The organism is Piscinibacter sp. XHJ-5 (assembly GCF_029855045.1).
In the GTDB taxonomy this organism is placed as follows: domain Bacteria; phylum Pseudomonadota; class Gammaproteobacteria; order Burkholderiales; family Burkholderiaceae_C; genus Albitalea.
On record NZ_CP123228.1, the window covers coordinates 5817884 to 5834713 of the forward strand.

Here is a 16830-nt window from a genome sequence, read left to right on the forward strand (position 1 = left end):
GCCCGCGATGCAGAACGCAGCCGAGCTGCGCACCGCCTTCCGGCAGCTCGTCGGCGACGCGCTGATCCTGTTCCCGGTGCGCCACCACAGTCCCGCCTGCGCGCACCACCTGCTGCACATCTTCGAGCAGCGCCGCCCGAGCGTCGTGCTGGTGGAGGGCCCGCGCTCCTTCACGCCGCTGGTGCCGCTGCTGGCGCATGCGCAGGCGCGGGCGCCCTTCGCCGTCTACGCCTATGCGGTGCAGCGTGCCGCCGGCGACACGCCGGAGCGCCGCAGGGCCGCCTACTACCCGTTCTGCGACTACTCGCCCGAGCTGGTGGCCCTGCGCGAGTCGGCGCGGCGCGGCATCCCCGCGAGCTTCATCGACCTCGACTTCGCCGAGCAGTTCGTGCTCGACCGCGACGACGCCGGCGAAGAGCAGGGCTCACTGCTGGCCGAGCATCACCTGAGACGCAGCGACTACCTGAAGGCGCTGGCGCAGCAGCTCGGCTGCCGCGACCACGAGGAGTTGTGGGAGCACCTGTTCGAGCTGCCGCACCGCGACACGTCCACGGAGGACTTCGTCGCGCGCATCGCCACCTATTGCCACCTCGCCCGTCAGGACGCGACCGAGGACGGGCATGCGAGGGACGGCACCCACGAACGCGAGGCCGAGATGGCCTGGCACATTCGCACCGCGCTGGCGCAGCGCGCGCCGCAAGCCGGTCCGGTGCTGGTGGTGCTCGGCGGCTATCACGCCGTCGCGATGCCGCGGCTCATCCAGGCCGAGGTCGCGCGCCCGGCCGTTTCGCGCGACACGCTGGCCGACCACCACGCGTCGGTGATCCGCTACAGCTTCGACCGCCTCGAGCGGCTCAACGGCTACGCCTCCGGCATGACCGCGCCGGCGTGGCACCAGGCGCTGTGGGAGCGCGCCCAGGCGATGGATCGCGCCGGCATCGCCGGCAGCGAGCGCCTGCGCCGCGAAGTGGCGCTGACGATGCTGTTCGACATCGCGCTCGAGCTGCGCCAGCGCCATCAGCTGGCGCTGCCGGTGCCTGCGCTGTCGGCCGCCTACGAGCAGGCGCTGCGCCTCGCGCAGCTGCGCGGACGCTGCGGGCCCGCCCGCGACGACGTGCTCGATGCGGTGACGAGCTGCTTCATCAAGGGGCAGGCCGATGCCGATGGCGTGCTGGTGCAGCGCGCCGCGCAGCGTGTGCTCGGCGGCGTCGCACTCGGCAAGGTTCCCGCGGGGGCCGGCGTGCCGCCGCTGGTGCGCGACTTCGAAGCACGCGCGCGGCGCCAGCGGTTGAGGATGGACGACACCGAACGCCGCCGCGCGACGCTGGACCTCTACCGGCGTCCCGAGCACCGCGTGACCAGCCGGCTGTTCCACGGCCTCGTGCTGCTCGAGGTGCCCTTCGGCGTGCGCACCGCGGGACCCGACTTCGTGAACGGCATCGGGCTCGAGCGGCTGCAGGAACACTGGGAGTACGACTACTCGCCGCTCACCGAGGCCGCGCTGGTCGAGGCGTCGGTGTACGGCGTGACGCTGCCGCTGGCGGTGGCCAGCCGCTTCGCCCAGCGCATGCAGCAGCTGGAGGCCGACGGCCAGGCGCGCAACGCCCGCGTCGCGGCGTCCAGCGCCGTGCAGGCCTGCGTGCTCGGCCTGCACGACCACCTGCCGCGCGTGCTCCAGGCCTTGCGCGTGGCGATCAACGAAGACGCCGCCTTCGATGCGGTGGCCGCCGCCGCCGGCACGCTGGGGTTGCTGTGGGAGTCGCGCGAGCCGCTGGAGGCGCGCGACGTGCCCGAGGTCATGCCGCTGCTGCAGGCGGCCTACGAACGGTCGATCTACCTGGGCCGCGACCTGCGCGGCGTGGCCGACGACCGCGCCGGCGACATCGTGCAGGCGCTGCAGCAATTGCGCGAGCTGCTGGTCGGCGCGTGCGGGCAGTCGCTGGATGCCGGCCTGTACTGGGACATGGTCGGCGCGCTGCGGCATGCCAACGACTCGGCGCTGCTGCGCGGCGCATCGGCCGGCCTGCTGTACAGCGCCGGCCGGCTGGGCGAAGACGCGCTGGGCGCCGAGCTGAACGGCCACCTGAGCGGCATGGCGCAGCCGCGCGACGCGGTCGCCTACCTGCGCGGGCTCACGCAGACCGCCCGCGAGGCGACGTGGCAGCAGCCGGCCCTGCTGCAGGTGCTCGACGTCCTGCTCGCGCAATGGGACGAGCCGGCCTTCGTCGCCGTACTGCCGGAGTTGCGGCTGGCCTTCGCGGCGATGACCCCGAACGAGACCGACCGCATCGCCGGCGCCGTGGCCGGGCTGCATGGCATGGGCGATCTCGGCCCGCTGGTCCACCGCGACCTCGCGGAGGACGAGGTGCGCGCGCACCTGGCGCTCAGCGAGACGCTGCGCGAGGTGCTCGCGGCGGACGGCCTTTCCGACTGGCTGGTGGCATGAAGACGCTGCAGCGCTGGCGCCTCGTGCTCGGCAAGTACGCCGACCGCCGGTTCGCGCCGGGCGCGGGCGGTCTGGGCGCGGCGTACAGCCGCATGGACCGCGCGCTCGACTACCTGTACGGGCGCGAGTACCAGGGCCGCGGCCTGCGCAAGGACATCGGGCCCGGCTCGCTCGACGCGTCGCAGCTCACGCTGACCACATGGCTCGGCGAGGTGCGGGAGCTGTTCCCCAACGACACCGCCGAGGTCATCGAGAAGCACGCGCTCGACCGCTACGGCATGACGGAGCTGGTCACCGACCCCAGGACGCTGGAGCGCCTGCAACCCAGCCAGGACCTGCTGCGAACCCTGCTCGGACTGCGCGGCCACCTCCGGGGCGAGGTGCTGCACGTGGCGCGGCGAATCGTCCGCCAGGTGGTCGAGGAGCTCAAGCGCAAGCTGGAATCCGAAGTGCGCCAGGCGCTCGCCGGCCGCCTGAACCGCTTTCGCCACTCGCCGCTCGCGCTGTCGCAGAACTTCGACGCGCACGGCACCGTGCGCCGCAACCTGAAGCACTACGACCGGGACCGGCGGCAGCTCGTCGTCGAGCAGGCGCTGTTCTTCGAGCGCAACAGCCGCCGCCTGCCGTGGGACATCATCCTGTGCGTGGACCAGAGCGGCAGCATGGCCGACTCGGTGATCCACAGCGCGGTGATGGCCGGCATCCTGGCGGCGCTGCCGGCGTTTCGCGTGAAGATCGTCGTCTTCGACACCAGCATCGTCGACCTGTCCGGGCATGCCGACGACCCGGTCGAGATCCTGATGAGCGTGCAGCTCGGCGGGGGCACCGACATCGCGCAGGCGGTGCGCTACTGCACGCAGCTGGTCGAGAACCCGCACCGGACCGTGCTCGTGCTCGTCACCGACTTCTGCGAAGGCGCCCCGCCCGGGGAGCTGGTGCGCGCGGTGAAGGCGCTGGCCGAAGCTCGCGTCAAGCTCCTGGGACTGGCCGCGCTCGACGGGCAGGCGAACCCGGTGTACGACAAGGCGATGGCGGAGCGTCTGGCCGCCTGCGGCATGGAGATCGCGGCGCTCACGCCGCAGCGTCTCGCGCATTGGCTGGTGAAGGTGGTGTCGTGACGGCGGGTCTGAAGGACCGCCTGCTCGAGCAGCTGCGCCGCTTCGACGAGGATGCGTTCGTCGCGCTGGCCAACAAGGGCCTGCTGCGGCGCGCGCAGAAGGACCTGGAGAAGCAGGCCGCCACCATCAGCGCCGAAGCGCAGGACCGGCTGGAACTCCGGTTCGGCGAGCACACCATCCGCTTCGATGCGCGCGGTCCGGCGCAGGCGAGCTGCAGCTGCCCGGCGGCGGGCGTCTGCCAGCACATCCTCGCCGCCATGATCAGCCTGCAGCGCATGGCGGCGCCGGCCGCGGCCGACGACGATGCGCCGTCCGCAGCGGGCGGGAGCAACGCGCAGGCCGACCTGTCGGCCGCGCTCCTGGCCATTCCGCAGGCCGCACTGGAGCGCCATGCCGGCGCGGCCGGCTACCGCTGGGCGTGGCAGTTCGTGCAGGACCTCGACCTGCCGGACGACCTCGGGCTCGGCGGCGACACGCACCTGGTCATCGACCTCAAGCGGCCACGACTGCGCCTGCGCTACATGGGCGGCGGCGTGGACGCGCTGATCCCCGACACCGAAACGAAGCAGCTCGCGAAGTACCAGGTGGCCGCCGTGCTGGCGTGTCGCCAGGCGCTCGGCGCCGACGTGATGCCTCCGCCGGCGCGGGCCAAGCCGAAGACCGCGGCGCTGGACCTCGGCAAGGACCACGCGCTGCCGGAGGACGTCGACAACGCCGAAGCCGCGTCGCGGGTCAGGCTGCGTGCCAGCGTCCAGCAGGTGCTGCAGGACTGCCTCCAGCTCGGCTTGTCGCACCTGTCGCCGGCCATGCGCGATCGCTTCGCGACGCTCGCGGTATGGGCGCAAGGCGCCCAGTACCACCGTCTCGCGCTGCTGCTGCGACGGGTCGCCGACCACGTCGAGCTGCTGCTCGAGCGCGCGGCCGGCGCGGACGAGCATCGCCTGTTCGACGAGCTCGCCCTGGTCCACGGACTGCTGGGGGCACTGGCCAGCGCCGACGCGAAAGGCGCCGCGCCGGCGCACCTCGTGGGCCGTTCGCGCAGCGAGTACGCCGCCGCGTCGACGCTGGAGCTGATCGGTGTGGGCGCCAGCGCCTGGCGATCCGCCTCCGGCTACGTCGGGCTGACGATGATGTTCTGGTCGCCCGAGGAGCAGCGCTTCTTCTCGTGCACCGACGCGCGGGCCGAGCTGCAGCGCGGGTTCGATCCCCTTGCCCGCTACAAGGCGCCCGGGCCCTGGAGCGGCCTGGGCGCCCCGCAGCAGGCCACCGGCCGCCGTGTGCGACTGGTGTCGGCGCAAGTCAATGCGCAAGGCCGCCTGTCGGGCAGCGACACGACGCACGTCACGCTGCAGCCGGCCGGCGCGCTGGCAACGCACCTGCAGCCGATCGCCGACTGGGCCGATCTCCTCGAGCGCCGCGCACACGCACGTCGCAGCCTGCTCGCCGAGCCGCAGCCGCTGCAGGACTGGGTGACGCTGGCGCCGGCGCGCTTCGGCGCCGCCCGCTTCGACCCGATCCGACAGACGCTCGCATGGCCGCTCGTCGACGCGGCCGATCGGGTGCTGCACGCCGAGCTCGTGTACTCGCCGTTCACCGAGCACGCCATCCAGCGCATCGAACGCCTGCAGGCGGATTCGCTCCCGCCGGGCACGCTGCTGATCGGGCGGCTGCGGCCCGCGGACGGTGCGCCGGTGCTGGAGCCGTTGAGCCTGGTGCGAGGCGGGTCCGACAACCAGATCGATGCCCTTCAGTTCGACGACGCGCCCGCGAGCTCCTGGGCTTCCAAGTGGCGGCAGCTGATGGGCCGCGGCGCAGAGGCCCCGGCGTTGGACGCGATGGCGAGCGCGGCGGCAGCGCCTCGCGACCTGCTGGCCCTGCGCCACTGGCTGCGCGAACGGGCCGAACGTGGCCTGGCGGAGGATGCCGTTGCCGCCCTCGACCGCGACCGGGAGGCGCACCGACAGCGCTGCGAGGCCGCCGGCCTGACGGCGCTGGCGCAGGTGCTGGGCCGGCCGGTGTGCGCTTCCCAGTGGCTGGCCGCGAACTACGTCTGCCTGCAGACGGAGCGCCTGCTCGGCCGCGGCGACGACGCGCCGGCGTGAGGCGCGACGCCGCCGCTGCCGGCGGCTTGCCCACCGTCAGGTGCAGCTCACGCTCACGTCGTGCGTGTGACCGGCGTTCGAGGACGTCACCGTGACGGTGGCTCCCGCCGTCTTCAGCGACGCCAGCTGCGCAGGCGTGAGGGTGATGGTGTGGTTGTGGTCCGAGACGCCCTGGATGTTGTAGGTCATGCTCACCGTCGAATCACGATCGGCCGGCGGGATGGTGACCGAATGCCCATGGTTGCCGGTGATCACGGTGTCGCGACAGCTCACCATGGGCGCCGGAGCCGGCGGCGTGGGAGCAGGCGGTGTCGGCGCGGGCGGTGTCGGCGCGGGCGTCGGGGTCGGTGACGGCGGCGGTGAGTCGCCGCCCCCGCCCCCGCAGCCTTGGATGCTGACCGCGGCGGCGCTGCCCGCAAGGCTCGCCAAGGTGGCCAGGAACTGCTTGCGCGTCATCGACATCGTCGTCTCCTTCGGCCTTCGGGCCTGTGGTGCGCACCCTGACGTGGCGGTCTTCCGCCTGGGGCTCGATGTGTTTACGGCCGCGCGCTGCGGGCCATTCCATCGACCGCGGTGTTTCGGGTTGTGACCGCATGACCACGGCAAGCCACCCTGCGCCGTTCACTCCTCACACGCCATCGCAGGAGACTCCCATGGGTGCGCTTCACCGGCTCGTTTCCATATGCGGCCTGGTCATGCTCGCTGCCTGCGGGGGCGGCGGCTCCGACGACGGCGGGGTCATGCCGCCCGCCGACAACTTCGCCGTCCGCACCGCCTGGGCCAACTTCCTGACAGCCTCGCGCACCTGGTCGGCGGCCGGCGTCGCCAGCAACGGCCTCGGCTACGACATCACCATCGGCGTGCAGCCGGGCGCCGCGTCCGTCATGCCGATCAGCGGGATCGCGGCCGCACGCAGCGACACCGCACTGCGAGTGCGCGAGAACGGCGTGATCGTGAGCGATGCCCTCAGCGAGACCTTCTTCGATGCAGCCACCTTGCAGCTGGTAGGCGTGCGGCTCACGGCCACCGGCGGGTCCGGCGTGTGCAGCCTGGCCAGCACGGCGGCGGTGCCGCCGACGACCGCGCAGATCGGCACCGGCGGCACGCTGGCCACGCTGGACGAGCGCAACGGCTGCCTCGCCGGCTCGGCCACTCTCGGCACCGCGACCATCGGCTGGTCACTGGAGTTCGAGGCTGGAACGAGCTACTTCTGCATCAACTCGACCGAGCACGACCTCGGCGGCAGCGTGCTCTCCACCGAGTCCGACTGCGTGCAGGTGAGCCCCGACGGCTCGCTGGGCGCACGGGCGCGGATCACCATCACGCAGCCTGGCAGCGGCTTCACGCTGACGGCGCGCGGCTGATCGCTGGAGCTGCCCTCAGAAGAACACCAGCCAGGCGATCAGCGCGAGCAGCGCGACCCAGACCAGCGCAATGCCGACCGCGCCCATCCACAGGCGCGGCAGCTTCTGCGCCGACTGCTCCGCCTCGTGCAAGCAGGCCTCCCAGAGGGGCTTGGGCGTGAGTCGCACCACGAGCGCGATGCCCAGCGGCACGATGACGATGTCGTCCAGCATCCCCAGCACCGGCACGAAGTCCGGGATGAGGTCGATCGGGCTGGCCGCGTAGGCCACCACGGCGATCGCCGTCCATTTGGCGAGCCGCGGCGTCTGCGGATGCTTGAAGAGCTTCCACAGCGCGACGAGGTAGGTGAGCATCCGCGCGCGCGCACCGGCGACGACCAGCTTGCTCATCGGTCGGCCGCCTTCTCGGCATCGCGAAGGATGCGGGCGAGCCGGTCCTTCAGCTTCTCGGTGGACAGCTTCTCGCGAAAGCGCTCCACCATCAGCGGCAGCGCGAACGGACTCGGAGCGGGCAGGCGCACCGATTCGATCTGTTGTGAACGCATGCGCGACAGTGTCGCGGCCAGCCGGCGAATCTCCAACTCCTGGCTCAGCACCTCGGCCTGCGCCTGGCCCAGCAGCAGATTCGCGGCGTCGTACTTGCGGAACACCTCGTAGAACAGCGCGCTCGAGGCCTGCAGCTGGCGGGTGCTTTTGGGCGCGCCTGGATAGCCGGTGAAGATCAGGCCCGCCACGCGCGCGATCTCGCGAAATCGGCGCCTGGCGAGCTCCGTGGCGTTCAGGCTCGCCAGCACGTCGTGCAGCAGCTCGCCTTCATCGAACAGGCGCTGGTCGAGCAGCGGGGCCAGGTCCACCGGCATCGCGCTCAGCAGCTCCAGCCCATAGTCGTTGATCGACAGGCTGAAGGTGTTCGGCGCGTCGCGCGCGAGGCGCCAGGCGAGCAGGCTGGCCAGTCCGATGTGCACGTAGCGGCCGGCGAAGGGGTACAGGAACACGTGGTGCCCTTCACGCGAGCGGTACTGCTCCACCAGCAGCGTCTGCGGTGTGGGCAGCTTCGACAGGCGGGCCTGGGTCTGCAGCATGGGCCGTGCGGCCTGCAGCTCGGGCTCGCCGAAGTCGCCTCGTCCCGCACCGGCGATGACCTCGAGCACCGCGTCGGCCAGCTCGCTGGACAACGGCATCTTGCTGCCGGCCCAGGTGGTGACCACGCCCTTGCCGGTCGCGGCCCGTCGCACATAGGCCGTCATCTCCTGGGTGCGCACGTACTCCAGCAGGCGGCCGGCGAACAGGAAGCAGTCACCCGGCTTCAGCCGCGCGATGAAGCCCTCCTCCACCGTGCCGATGCGCCCGCCGCTGACGTAGCTCACCTGCATCGCGGCATCGGACACGATGGTGCCGACTTGAAGCTTGTGGCGCCGTCCGATCGCGCGGTCCGGCACGCGGTACACGCCGTCGACCCGCTTCACGCGGTGGTATTCGGGATAGGCGGCGAGGCTCGCGCCGCCCTTCTCGACGAAGTCGACGGCCCACTGGAACTCGTCGCGCGTCAGGTCCCGATAGGCGAAGGCGCTGCGCACCTCGTCGAACAGCTCGTCGGGCCGGAAGCCGCCGCCGAGCGCCACCGTCACCAGGTGCTGCACCAGCACGTCGAGCGGCTTCTCGGGCGTCGCGCGCTTCTCGATCCGGCCGGCCTGCGCCGCGCGGCGCGCGCCCACGGCCTCGATGAGCTCCAGCGTGTTGGTGGGCACCAGCGTGACGCGGCTGGGCCTGCCCGGCGCGTGGCCGCTGCGGCCGGCGCGCTGCAGCAGGCGCGCGATGCCCTTGGGCGAGCCGATCTGCAGCACGCGCTCCACCGGCAGGAAGTCGACGCCCAGGTCCAGCGACGAGGTCGCGACGACTGCCTTCAGCCGCCCCTCCTTCAGCCCCAACTCCACCCACTCGCGCGTCTGGCGGTCGAGCGAGCCATGGTGCAACGCGACGCTGCCCGCCCACTCGGGACGGCGCTCCAGCAGCAATTGGTACCAGACCTCGGCCTGCGTGCGCATGTTGACGAACACCAGCGTGGTCGACGAGCGCTCGATCTCGTCGACCACCGGCTGCTGCATCTGCACGCCGAGGTGGCCGCCCCAGGAGAAGCGCCCGGGGTCGTGCGGGATCAGCGTGTCGATCACCAGCGTCTTGTCGACGCGGCCTTGCACCAGCATCCCGGACGCGTCGCCGAGCAGCACCTGCATCGCCTGGTCGAGATTGCCCAGGGTCGCGCTCAGGCCCCACACCACGAGCTGCGGATTCCGTCGACGCAGCCGCGCGAGCGCGAGCTGCACCTGCACGCCGCGCTTGTTGCCCATCAGCTCGTGCCATTCGTCGACGATGACCGCCTGCACCTGCGCCAGCTCGTCGCATGCGTGCTCGCGGGTCAGCATGAGGCTCAGGCTTTCCGGCGTGGTGACCAGCGCGCTCGGCAGCCGCTTGTCCTGTTGCGCCCGTTCGGCGCTCGGCGTGTCGCCGCTGCGCGCGCCCACCGTCCAGTTCGGCGCCACCCGCGGCAGCGGGGCCGTGATCGCGCGCGTGGTGTCGGCGGCCAGCGCTCGCATCGGTGTGATCCACAGCACCCGAAGCGGCGGCGTCGATGCGCCTTGCGGGTCGCTGCGCCGCGCGTGCAGCAAGGCGCCGAACCACACGGCGTAGGTCTTGCCCGCGCCGGTGGTGGCGTGCAGCAGGCCGCTGCGGCCGTGCGCCATCGCGGCCCACACCTCGCGCTGGAACGCGAACGGCTGCCAGCCCTGGGCGGCGAACCAGTCCTCGGGGCTCATCCCGCGCGCGGCGCGAGCGTCACCACGACTCGCACGATGCGACCGTCCTTCAGCGCGGCGACGCGAAAGTGCGCACCGTGCCACTCGAGCCCGTCGCCTTCGGCATGGTCGCGCGCCAGGGTCTGGGTGAGCCAGTCGCCGAGGGTGGCCGCGGTGTGCGGCGGCAGCGGCAGCTGGAAGAAACCGAACACGTCATCCAGCGGCAGGTCCGCATCCAGGGTCAGCCGTCCCTTCACCGTGCCTTCGCCGGGCGGCGGCTGCTCCGGCGGCTCGACCACCTTCAGGCGGCGTGCCGCCCAGCCCAGCGTCGTGCCTTGCAGCAGCAGCGAGGCCAGGACGACCGCGAAGGCGACGTTGAAGAACCGGTTGCTGTCGGGCACCTGGGCCAGCACGGGGAACAGCGCAAGCACGATGGGCACGGCGCCGCGCAAGCCGACCCAGCCGATGAACAGGACCGCGCGTGGCGGAAAGCGCAGCGGCGCCAGGCACAGCGCAACGGCGAGCGGGCGCGCGACGAAGATCAGCGTCGCCGCGATGCCGAACGTGGGACCCGCGGTGGCGAGCACCTGGTGCGGCGAGACGAACAGGCCGAGCAGCAGGAACATCGTCGCCTGCGCCGCCCATGCGAAGCCGTCGAGCGCCGACGAGGCGATGTGCGCAGCCTCTTCGGCGCGTGCCCGCAGTTGCAGCCCCACCAGGTAGACCGCCAGGAAACCCGAGCCTTCGAGCACGCCGGCCAGGGCGAACAGCGCCATGCCCGCCGACACGATCAGCAGCGACAGCACGCCGCCATGTTCCGCGGTCAGCGGCAGCCGGCGCAGCAGCGCGGCGGCAGCAGCACCGCCGAGCCAGCCGACGGCCGTCCCCAGGCCGGCCTGCCGCAGCAGCAGCCAGCCGACCTCCGCGGCGCCGGCGTCGGCGCGGATCATCTCGATCAGCGCGAGAACGAGGCACACGGCCATCGGGTCGTTGAGGCCGGACTCCAGCTCCAGCGTGGCGTCCACGCGTTCGTGCAGGCGCAGCCCGAGGTGGCGCAGCAGCGAGAACACCGCCGCCGCATCGGTCGAGCCGACGATGGCGCCGAGCAGCAGTCCGTAGCGCCAGTCGAGATCCAGCAGCCGCATCGCCACGGCGCCGACGACGGCGGCCGTCGTGACGACGCCCACCGTGGCAAGCAGCGCCGCTGGCACGAAGGCGCCCCGGAAGGTGCTCATCCGGGTGTTGAGCCCGCCTTCGAGCAGGATGATCGCCAGCGCCGCGTTGCCGACCCAGGCGCTCAGCAGCGGGCTGTCGAAGCGCACGCCGCCGGGACCTTCCTCGCCCGCGAGCATGCCGGCGACGAGGAACACGAGCAGGTACGACAGGCCGAAGCGCGCGGAATACACGCCCGCGAAGAGGCTGACGAACACCAGAAGCCCGCCCGCGAGTAACAGCAGGTTCAGCGCATGCATCGCGGGCCACCTTAGCAGAGGCCCGTGTGCCCGCTACTCGAACCGGTGATTCGCCGCGGGGTTCAGCGCCGCCACGCGCGGGACAGCCGACGTGCGCCGGTCCGCGTTCCGCGGCATGCCCGCCCGTGCCGCGTCGACCGCGTGGTTGCGTTGCGCCATCCACAACACCATCACCAGTCCGAGCAGCGGCAGGTTCTTCACCAGCGGTCCGCAGTGGTCAATCGTGAGCTCGGGCATGTTGATCGCGGCGGTGGCGGTGTAGCCGATCACGGCGGCGCACTGGAGCGCATGCAGCCATGGCCGCGGCCGCACCAGCGTGAGCGTGCCCAGGGCGATGTTCAACGCGCACGACACCACCAGCACCGCGACGCCCGCGCGCCCCTCGAAGCCGCAGCGCGCGAGCAGCTTCAGCACGCCCGACTGCTGCGGCAGCAGTGCGCTGATCAGCGCGGTGTAGAGCCACATGAAGGCGAGCGCCGCCCGCAGCAGGCGATCGATCCCGGGACTGAGCTGCACGCGCAGATCGAACAGCGGCTCGGGCGGCGTGATCGCCAGGCCGTGCGCCATCGCCGTCGGCGTGCGGCCCAGCAGGGCCGGCGCTGCGTTGTCCCGGGGGACGCTGCCGCGCTCGAGCATCGCGATGGTGTCGCGGCACAGCACCTTCTGCGGCAGCCATTCGGCCAGCCATGCGGTGAGCCGCATCAGCGGAATGGGCAGCGGCAGCCACAGCGCTGCGCCGAGTCCCTGCTGGCTGCGGTAGTGCGCCAGCATCTCGCGGTAGGCGAGCACTTGCGGCCCGCCGATCTCGTGAATCGCCCGCAGCGCGCCGTCATGTTCGACCAGGCGCGCGATGGCTTCGGCCAGCTCGTAGACATGGATCGGCTGCACCCGCTGCCGGCCGCGTCCGGGCAACGCGATCAACGGCAGCGAGGCGAGCGTGGCGAACAGAGCGCCGCCGTGGCTGCGCGGTCCGTAGACCAGCGATGGACGCAGCACCGCCCAATCGAGCGGCAGCGAGGCAAGCGCATCGTCCGCGCGCAGCTTGCTGTGCAGGTAAGGCATGGCCAGGCTCTGTGGATCAGCGCCCACGCCGAGCGCCGACACCTGCACCACCCGCCGCACGCCGGCCAGGACCGCACCGCGGAAAAGCTCGATCGGGCCGTCGGCATGCACGCGCTCGAAGCTTTGTCGCCGCGTGGGCATGAGGATGCCGACACAGTTCACCAGCGCCTCGATACGTGCGGCGCCCAGCACCTCGGCCCAGGCCTGCGGCGTGCGCGGCTGCATGAAGTCGATGGGCATCGTCGAGCGGCCGTCGGCTGCGCCGCGAGCGCCTTCAATGACGTGATGGCCGCGCGACCGCAAGGCATGCACCACGGCGGCACCGACACAGCCGGTGGCGCCACAGACCAGCACTCTCATGAGGGCCTCCCGTCGCGCGTGGAGTCGCTGCTGCAGGCGCCGCCTCGGCAGTCCCGCATGCGCCGGGCCGTCCGCTGTGCCCGGGCGGCGCGCATGGCGGCGATCAGCGGGGCCGCGGCGCGCGAGATGGCGTGCCGGTGCCGCGCGAACAGGCGATAGCCCGCGTCGGCGAGCGGCTTCAGCGGCGCCCAGCCGGTGGCGCGCAGCACCCATCCCAGGCCGACCGCGTCATACGCCAGACGCAGCACCTGAACGCCGCGCAGCATCGCGCCGCCGGCCGTCAGCCCGTGGATTTCCGCCTCCATCGCGGCTTCGCTGGTGCCGTACTGGTCGGCGCCGAAGCCCGGCGCCGAGATGTCGACGAACACCAGCCGGCCCGCGCGGTTGCGCTCGCGCAGATGGTCCATCTCGAGGGCGCAGACCGGGCATCCGGCGTCGTAGAAGAGCGTCAGCGGATAGATCGCGCGGTCCATGTTCCCTCCAGTCATTTCAGTCAAAACAGAAACAATTCGGCAAAAAAAAGGCCCCTCTCAGGGCCCGAGCAGGTGTGCGGCCGGCAGTTCGGACGCCTTGCCGCGCGCGCCGCGCGGACCCGCGCCGTCGAGCAGCTTCTTGATCCGGGCGCCGAGCCTGAGCACCTTGGTCAGGGTGTCGGTGTCGAGCTTGAGCATCTCGTCGCTCCACGCGGTGAGCGTTTCCAGCAGCTCCAGCGTCTCGCGCATGCGACGCTTCGCATCGGCCGGATCCTTGCTGATGGCCGGATCGGCGAGCAGCTCTGACAGCACCTGGATGGTGGGCGCGATCTCGCGCCGCTGACGCTCGCGCACGACGGTGCGCAGCAGCTCCCACACGTCGGTGGACGTCTCGAAGTGATCGCGCCGGTCGCCGGACAGGTGCACCAGCCGGACCAGGTTCCAGCCCTGCAGCTCGCGCAGGCTGGTGCTGACGTTGGAGCGCGCGACGCCCAGCGTGTCGGCGATCTCCTCGGCATGCATGGGGCGGCCGGTGATGTACAGCAGGGCGTGGATCTGAGCCACGGTGCGGTTCACGCCCCAGCGGGTCCCCATCTCGCCCCAGTGGAGAACGAAGCGCGAGAGGGTCGGCGAAAGGTCCATGACTGCACTCTAAAAGTGGCTGATATTTCTGTCAAGACAGAAATATCCAACCATCCGCGGTTACGCCGAGGTGATCCATCCCTCCAGTGGATCCACCCCTGAGGGCACGCCGTGCCCTGGCTGTCCGCTCGCCCACGCCGCCTGCAGCATGCACAGCACCGCGTCCAGGCGATCGCCCGACGCGTCGGCCAGCAGCGACTCGCGCTGCGGCTCGCTCAAGCGCAGCTCCAGGCCGAGCCGAGTGCGTCCGGCCTCCAGGAAATCGACGAGCTCCCGTCGCGCAGCGAGCCGCTGTGCCGTCTGCCGCGCCGTCTCATCGCTCTTGTACGAGCGCCGGCCCAGGATCTCGCGCGCCAGCAGCCCGGGATAGGCCTCAAGGGCCACCCGCAACGGGTCGCCGGCGTGCACCGCCGGCAGGTGCACGCCGGCCTCGATGAGCAGCGGGACGCCCGCGTGCAGCATGTAGGCCACCGGCGGATTGACCCACTTCATCGACGGCGACGAACCTGCCGGCGCGTCGCACGCCCGGTGGGCAAACTTGCCGCCCACCGGACGCGCGGCGCAGAACGCGGCGAACTGCGTGCGGATCTGCGGCCGGCTGAGCGCCGTGTAGTGGCGCATCAAGGGCAACCACTCAGTGGGCCAGCCGAGCGTCGTCACCAGCTCGCGCGGCAGGCCGAACGGCATGTCGATGGCGGCGATCCACGGCCCCGGCGTGCGCAGCCAGGTTCCGAAACCCTCGAACGAGTCATGTGCCGCCAGCCGCTGGAGATGGACCACCCGGCCCTCGCGGTGGCCCAGCGCGACGGTGATCGGCTTGCGCTGCGTCGGCCGGCTGGTGAAATCGACGCCGGCCACGGCATGGGTGGGATGGAAAAACTTGCTCACCGCGAGACGCCCTCCGGCGACCCCTGGCATTCGCCTTGCCCGTCTCCACATGGGAGGAACCGGTCGCTTCGGCATCGGGTCCATACTGTTCGCCTTGTCATCGAGGAGTGTCGCGTGAAATCCATCCTCTTGAGTGTCTTCATCGGCCTGCTGGGGCTTACCTTCAGCGCAACCGATGTCGAAGCCAAACGCCTCGGCGGAGGCATCTCGCAAGGCATGAAGCGCCAAGCGCCGCCGCCTCGCCAGACCCCGGACAACACGACGACGCCGCAGCAGGCGCCCACCCAGCAGGCCACCGCGCCCACGGCCGGCGCTGCAACCGCTGCCGCGGCCACGCCCAAGCGCTCGTGGCTCGGTCCGGTGGCGGGTCTCGCCGCCGGCCTGGGCATCGCGGCGCTGATGAGCCACCTGGGCTTCGGCGAAGCCTTCGGCAACATCCTGACCCTGCTGCTCGTGGCCATCGTCGCGGTGTGGCTGGTGCGCTTCCTGCTGCGTCGATTCGCTCCCGGCGCACAACGCTCGCCGCGGTTGCAGCCCGCTGGCGCACACGCGGGCGGCATGGAAACGCCCGTCTGGCGTGACAGCGCGGTGCAGCGCAGCGACGTCGCCGCGCTGCCGGCCGATCGCCCGCTGGCTGCCGCCGGCGGCGCCAGCCGCGTTCTTCCCGCCCATGTCGATGCCGGCGAGCTGGAGCGTGCGGCCAAGATGATCTTCCTGCGCATGCAGGCCGCCAACGATGCCGGCGACCTTGCCGATCTGCGCCAGTTTTCCACACCCGAGATGTTCGCGGCCTTCCGCCTCGACCTTCAGGACCGGCAGGGCAAGCCGCAGCGCACCGACGTGGTCAAGCTCGACGCCGAAGCCGTGGACTGGGCGGTCGAAAAAGGCCAGCAGATCGTCAGCGTGCGCTTCCACGGCCTGATCCGCGAAGAGGACGAAGGCGTCGCGGCGCCGTTCGACGAGGTGTGGCACCTGGCGAGGCCGGAAGACGGCAGCCAGCCTTGGGCGATCGCAGGCATCCAGCAACTGGCGCCGCTCTGATGCGATGACGCCGGTGCTGGTCGAGGCCTGGCGCGGCGACGCGGTCGAATCGGAGCACTTCGGCTCGCTGGCCATCGTCGATGCCGACGCCGGCGTTCGGGCGGCGATCGGCGACATCGACCGCCCGGTGTTCCCGCGCTCCGCGGTCAAGGCCCTGCAGGCGCTGCCGCTGGTCGAGAGCGATGCAGCCGATCGGCTGAAGCTCACCGACGACGAGCTCGCCATCGCCTGTGCCTCGCACAACGGTGAGCCGGTGCATGTGCGCACCGCCGCCGGCATGCTGGAGAAGGCGGGCGTCGATGCCGGCGTCCTCGAGTGCGGTGCCCACTGGCCGTACGACGACGGCGCGTCGCGCGAGCTGGCCGCCCGGGGGGCTTTGCCCACCGCCCTCAACAACAACTGCTCGGGCAAGCACGCCGGGTTCGTCTGCCTGGCCTGCGCGCTGATGGGATGGACCGACAGCGGCATCGACCTGCGGCGCTTCGTCAAGGGCTATGTCAGGCCGGAGCACGCGGTCATGCGCGAGGTCAGCGAAGCGCTGCATTCGACCACCGGCTTCGACCTGTCGCGCGCGCCGCGCGGCACCGACGGCTGCTCCATCCCCACCTACGGCATTCCGCTGCGCCATCTGGCGCACGCGTTTGCGCGCTTCGGCACCGGCATCGGTCTGCGGGCCGGACAGGCACGCGCCGCGCAACGATTGCGCCGCGCGGTCGCCGCATCGCCGTACATGGTCGGCGGCGCCGCTCGCATGGACACGCTCGTCATGCAACGCCTGGGCGAGCGCGTCTTCTGCAAGGTCGGCGCCGAAGGCATGTACTGCGCGGCGCTGCCGCATCGCGGCCTCGGGGTCGCCATCAAGATGCGCGACGGCAACAACGCACGCGCCGCCGAGGTCGTGATGGCCGCGGTCATCGAGGCACTGGTGACGCTGGACGACGACGAGCGCGACTTCATCGGCGCCTTCAGCGACGTCACGCTGAAGAACTGGAACGGCATCGAAGTGGGCGCATTGCGCGCGACGCCGGCCTTGCGGCAGGCGCTGCTGCAGGCGTCGGCCGGGTAGCGCA

Annotated in this window: 15 protein-coding genes; 7 read left to right on the top strand and 8 right to left on the bottom strand. The window is 71.6% G+C overall.

All coding sequences use genetic code 11. From position 1 onward, the window contains the following. Nucleotides 1-7: 7 nt before the first annotated feature. Genes P7V53_RS27525 through P7V53_RS27535 form a run of 3 tightly spaced genes read left to right on the top strand, consistent with a single transcriptional unit; the run spans nucleotide 8 to nucleotide 5666 of the window. Complete coding sequence (locus tag P7V53_RS27525; protein ID WP_280152675.1) at nucleotides 8-2446, top strand: DUF5682 family protein; 2439 nt, start codon at nucleotides 8-10, stop codon at nucleotides 2444-2446. After that, nucleotides 2443-3564, top strand: coding sequence for a VWA domain-containing protein (locus tag P7V53_RS27530; RefSeq protein ID WP_280152676.1), 1122 nt, complete (start codon nucleotides 2443-2445; stop codon nucleotides 3562-3564). Before P7V53_RS27525 ends, P7V53_RS27530 begins: the two co-directional genes overlap by 4 nt. Continuing rightward, entirely contained in the window at nucleotides 3561-5666 is a 2106-nt protein-coding gene (locus P7V53_RS27535) for an SWIM zinc finger domain-containing protein (protein ID WP_280152677.1), read from the top strand. Before P7V53_RS27530 ends, P7V53_RS27535 begins: the two co-directional genes overlap by 4 nt. 36 nt (nucleotides 5667-5702) lie before the next feature. Here P7V53_RS27535 and P7V53_RS27540 read toward each other — a convergent pair whose 3' ends face one another. Then, nucleotides 5703-5855 carry a hypothetical protein gene (locus tag P7V53_RS27540; RefSeq protein ID WP_280152678.1) on the bottom strand — a complete coding sequence of 51 codons (153 nt, stop codon included), beginning with the start codon at nucleotides 5853-5855 and terminating at the stop codon, nucleotides 5703-5705. Between P7V53_RS27540 and P7V53_RS27545 the strand changes: the two genes are divergently transcribed. Both P7V53_RS27545 and P7V53_RS27550 read left to right on the top strand, forming a co-directional pair. Beyond that, complete coding sequence (locus tag P7V53_RS27545; RefSeq protein WP_280152679.1) at nucleotides 5854-6255, top strand: hypothetical protein; 402 nt, start codon at nucleotides 5854-5856, stop codon at nucleotides 6253-6255. The two genes, P7V53_RS27540 and P7V53_RS27545, sit on opposite strands and share 2 nt — an antisense overlap. A 64-nt stretch (nucleotides 6256-6319) precedes the next feature. Further along, nucleotides 6320-7030 carry a hypothetical protein gene (locus tag P7V53_RS27550; protein ID WP_280152680.1) on the top strand — a complete coding sequence of 237 codons (711 nt, stop codon included), beginning with the start codon at nucleotides 6320-6322 and terminating at the stop codon, nucleotides 7028-7030. A gap of 15 nt (nucleotides 7031-7045) precedes the next feature. Here P7V53_RS27550 and P7V53_RS27555 read toward each other — a convergent pair whose 3' ends face one another. Genes P7V53_RS27555 through P7V53_RS27585 form a run of 7 tightly spaced genes read right to left on the bottom strand, consistent with a single transcriptional unit; the run spans nucleotide 7046 to nucleotide 14719 of the window. Further along, on the bottom strand, nucleotides 7046-7420 hold the full coding sequence (locus P7V53_RS27555; protein WP_280152681.1) for a YkvA family protein: 375 nt from the start codon (nucleotides 7418-7420) through the stop codon (nucleotides 7046-7048). Further along, nucleotides 7417-9843 carry a ligase-associated DNA damage response DEXH box helicase gene (locus tag P7V53_RS27560; protein ID WP_280152682.1) on the bottom strand — a complete coding sequence of 809 codons (2427 nt, stop codon included), beginning with the start codon at nucleotides 9841-9843 and terminating at the stop codon, nucleotides 7417-7419. Before P7V53_RS27560 ends, P7V53_RS27555 begins: the two co-directional genes overlap by 4 nt. Continuing rightward, nucleotides 9840-11294, bottom strand: coding sequence for a potassium/proton antiporter (locus P7V53_RS27565; RefSeq protein ID WP_280152683.1), 1455 nt, complete (start codon nucleotides 11292-11294; stop codon nucleotides 9840-9842). Before P7V53_RS27565 ends, P7V53_RS27560 begins: the two co-directional genes overlap by 4 nt. Before the next feature lie 33 nt (nucleotides 11295-11327). Further along, a complete protein-coding gene (locus P7V53_RS27570) occupies nucleotides 11328-12716 on the bottom strand; it encodes an SDR family oxidoreductase (protein ID WP_280152684.1) in 1389 nt (462 codons plus the stop codon). Next, nucleotides 12713-13189 carry a DUF393 domain-containing protein gene (locus P7V53_RS27575; RefSeq protein ID WP_280152685.1) on the bottom strand — a complete coding sequence of 159 codons (477 nt, stop codon included), beginning with the start codon at nucleotides 13187-13189 and terminating at the stop codon, nucleotides 12713-12715. Before P7V53_RS27575 ends, P7V53_RS27570 begins: the two co-directional genes overlap by 4 nt. 57 nt (nucleotides 13190-13246) lie before the next feature. Beyond that, nucleotides 13247-13831 carry a MarR family transcriptional regulator gene (locus tag P7V53_RS27580; protein WP_280152686.1) on the bottom strand — a complete coding sequence of 195 codons (585 nt, stop codon included), beginning with the start codon at nucleotides 13829-13831 and terminating at the stop codon, nucleotides 13247-13249. Between the two features lie 60 nt (nucleotides 13832-13891). Beyond that, the gene (locus tag P7V53_RS27585; protein WP_280152687.1) at nucleotides 13892-14719 is read right to left on the bottom strand and encodes a DUF429 domain-containing protein; all 828 of its coding nucleotides are present in this window, start codon (nucleotides 14717-14719) and stop codon (nucleotides 13892-13894) included. A 114-nt stretch (nucleotides 14720-14833) separates the two neighbouring features. Here P7V53_RS27585 and P7V53_RS27590 point away from each other — a divergent pair, with 114 nt between their 5' ends. Beyond that, nucleotides 14834-15760: a TIM44-like domain-containing protein gene (locus P7V53_RS27590; protein ID WP_280152688.1), complete on the top strand. Its 927-nt coding sequence runs from the start codon at nucleotides 14834-14836 to the stop codon at nucleotides 15758-15760. 4 nt (nucleotides 15761-15764) lie between these two features. After that, on the top strand, nucleotides 15765-16826 hold the full coding sequence (locus tag P7V53_RS27595) for an asparaginase (protein WP_280152689.1): 1062 nt from the start codon (nucleotides 15765-15767) through the stop codon (nucleotides 16824-16826). Nucleotides 16827-16830 lie beyond the last annotated feature (4 nt).